Origin of the sequence: Arthrobacter sp. Hiyo1 (assembly GCF_001263615.2) — a bacterium.
GTDB lineage: Bacteria > Actinomycetota > Actinomycetes > Actinomycetales > Micrococcaceae > Arthrobacter.
Window position 1 is genome coordinate 36,447 of sequence record NZ_DF952472.1, and the last position, 3,028, is coordinate 39,474.

General features: G+C 62.3%; 3 protein-coding genes. 2 read left to right on the forward strand and 1 reads right to left on the reverse strand.

The annotated features are described in order from the left end of the window. Positions 1 to 301: 301 nt before the first annotated feature. Positions 302 to 805: a hypothetical protein gene (locus tag AHiyo1_RS13855; RefSeq protein ID WP_059388956.1), complete on the reverse strand. Its 504-nt coding sequence runs from the start codon at positions 803 to 805 to the stop codon at positions 302 to 304. Positions 806 to 1,054: 249 nt separating this feature from the next. Between AHiyo1_RS13855 and AHiyo1_RS13860 the strand changes: the two genes are divergently transcribed. Together AHiyo1_RS13860 and AHiyo1_RS13865 are read left to right on the forward strand one after the other, a co-directional pair. Then, on the forward strand, positions 1,055 to 1,810 hold the full coding sequence (locus AHiyo1_RS13860; protein ID WP_059388957.1) for an SDR family NAD(P)-dependent oxidoreductase: 756 nt from the start codon (positions 1,055 to 1,057) through the stop codon (positions 1,808 to 1,810). 190 nt (positions 1,811 to 2,000) lie between these two features. Further along, on the forward strand, positions 2,001 to 2,909 hold the full coding sequence (locus AHiyo1_RS13865; protein WP_059388958.1) for a prephenate dehydratase: 909 nt from the start codon (positions 2,001 to 2,003) through the stop codon (positions 2,907 to 2,909). Positions 2,910 to 3,028: the final 119 nt, after the last annotated feature.

Consider the following 3,028-nt stretch of genomic DNA (forward strand, 5'->3'; position numbering starts at 1 on the left):
CCGCAGCCGTTGAACACTGGCGGCTACAGGTCCGCCTCAGTTCAGACTCCGCATTGAGCACATTCCATCTGCAGCGGAGTCCGCAATCCCCGGATTGGTTTCTTGCCGACATTAGCGATGCATCGTAGAAGCCAGCCATGCATCACAGCCCACAGAGATAATGAGGGAGTCCCCGTCGAGAGGGTACTGGCAGTGACCCCGGGGGCATGCAGGGTTAGCCATCGGGCCTCCAAACTCGTCTATCGCGGATGTCGCCGCGTTGGCTGCGCACGAATGAGGTTTCGTGGTTGGTGCGGAATGGCTAAGGCGTGCCCTGATGGGCTTTGTGTGTATCTCCCGAAGCTGTGCGATGGAGCAGGGTCCACGCCCGCGCAAGCGATAGATCCACACGGGCGACGAGGAGCGCTGTCAGCAACGCTGCGGCAACGTGGGTGTCCAGCATCAAATCCGGAGAGTGCCCGGCAGGGGATGGCGTCGCGGTCAGCTGCCCAGGCTGCAATCCCGTCGCTGCATGCTGATGTTGGGCGGGCGCGCCAACCGAGAAGGTTCCAGAAAGTCGGTCGAAGGCCAGATGCAGAACCTGCTGGGCCACGCCGCAGAGAACGAGCAATAGCCAACTCGGTAGGTTGATCCGGGCGAGCAGCGAAGCGCACATGCTCAGCAGGGCCGTCAGCGCGATCAGCACAGGCACCCCCGGAGGCACGCCACCCGAGACCAGGTGGGCGACCAAGCCCAGTCCCACCGCCGCCGGTCCGACTTCCCAGCCCGGAAACCTCGGACGTCGACGGGATCTTCGCTCATCCATGCTGCTCTCCCTTCCATCGTTGGACGGGTTCTGCTCTACTTCATGGTGCCGCCGTTTCGCACCTGAAGGAAGACTTTCGGGCCGTTCCACGCCTGGGCGGGAGGTCAAAGGACCCCTACCTGTGGCGCTAGGAGATTAGGAATCCGGGCTTCTTCTCACGGGACGGCGTACGGTTGCCACAACCGAGCTGCTCAACCAGCCCTCACCACTGAAATCTGCGGGACCGATCCCGCCGCACGAGGAGGAATTATGAGTGACTTCAAAGGCAAGACCGCGATCGTCACCGGCGGAGGCTCCGGACTTGGGGAAGCAATCAGCAAAGACCTCGCGAAGAACGGTGTCAACGTCGTCGTCGTCGACATCAACCGAGACGCTGCAACGCGTGTGAGCAACGAGATCACCGCCGCTGGCGGCACCGCGGTTCCCTTCCAAGGCAACACTGCCGTCGCCGAGGACAGTAAGAAGGCCGTCGACTTCGCGGTCTCGCGCTATGGTGCCCTCAACTATGCCGTCAACAACGCAGGCATCGGCGGCGCAAATGCTCCTGTCGGAGACCTCGACGTTGAGGACTGGGACCGGGTCATCGCCATCAACCTGAGCGGGGTCCTCTACGGAATGCGCTACCAGGTCCCGGCCATCCTTGCCGCAGGTGCCTCCGAAGGTGCCATCGTGAACATGGCGTCGATCCACGGCGCCGTCGCTGCTCCCGGCAACGCCGCTTACACCGCGGCCAAGCACGGCGTCGTGGGCCTGACCAAGAATGCTGCGGCTGAATACGGAGCCCAGGGATTGCGCGTCAACGCGATCGGCCCCGGCTATATCGATACGCCGCTCCTGGCCGCCGCGCCGAAAGAAGTCCTCAGTGGGCTCGAGGCGAAGCATCCGCTCGGCCGCCTGGGACAGCCCGAAGAGATCGCGAACGTCACCACGTTCCTACTTTCCGACAAGGCCAGTTTCATGACCGGCTCTTACGTACTTGTCGATGGCGGCTACACCGCCGTGTGAGCTACCGCCATCCGTCGGCTCGTGGATCGGGACGCGGTCCGGGAGTGCGATGCGCTCAGTGAGGGTAACCCGATACTTCCGCACACGCATCGGCGCATCCCCGGCGTCATCTAGAGCCGGCGACGGGTGCACATTACGCACCCGGCACCAGGAACGAGGGAACGCGGCAAAATGTGACACCATGTGCTCCATGGTTCGTAAAGTTGCATACCAAGGAGAGCCCGGCGCTAACTCCAACATCGCTTGCCTTCAGATGTTCCCGGCCATGGAGCCAGTACCGTGCCCCAGCTTCGAAGATGCTTTCGAACTAGTGAAATCCGGCGATGCGGACCTCGCCATGATTCCGATTGAGAACTCCATCGCCGGGCGCGTTGCGGATATCCATGTGCTCCTGCCTGAATCCGGATTGCAGATTGTGGGCGAACATTTTCTCAGGATCCGATTCCACTTGCTGGGCATACCCGGAAGCACGCTCGAACAGGCGCGAGAAGTCCACAGCCACGTTCATGCCCTCGGCCAGTGCAGGAAGCTGATCCGGTCAATGGGGCTGAAACCAGTTGTTGCCGGCGACACGGCAGGATCCGCACGGGAGGTCCGCGACTGGAATGACGCTTCCAAAGTCTCGCTCGCGCCTCCGCTCGCCGCCCAGATGTACGGGCTGGACGTCTTGGCAGAAGACGTCGAGGACGACGCCACCAACACGACCCGGTTTGTCGCCCTGTCAAGGGAGCGTCGGCAGCAAACCCGCGACGAGTTGCCCGGTCCCGTGATCACGAGCTTCGTCTTCCGGGTCAGGAACGTACCCTCGGCCCTGTACAAAGCCCTGGGTGGTTTCGCAACGAACGGTGTGAACATGACGCGCCTGGAAAGCTACATGGTGGGTAACGAGTTTGCTGCCACCACGTTCATGGCCGACGTTGAAGGGCACCCATCCGACACACCCGTGCGACTCGCGCTCGAGGAGCTGGAGTTCTTCACCGATGAGGTCAGGGTTCTCGGCGTTTACGCTGCGGCGCCTTACCGAAGCCTGGGCTTCACCGATTCCGGCAATCCGGGCACAACGCCTGCTGGCAATCCAAAGCCCACTTTGTCGCTTTAGTGGCTATCCCGCGTGCGTGAGCATCGGCAAGACCCACGCGATAATCACCGGAAGTTTGAAAACAGCAGTGACGAAACAGGCCGCGACGGCAAGCGCCCATGCCGCCCGCCGTCGTCGAG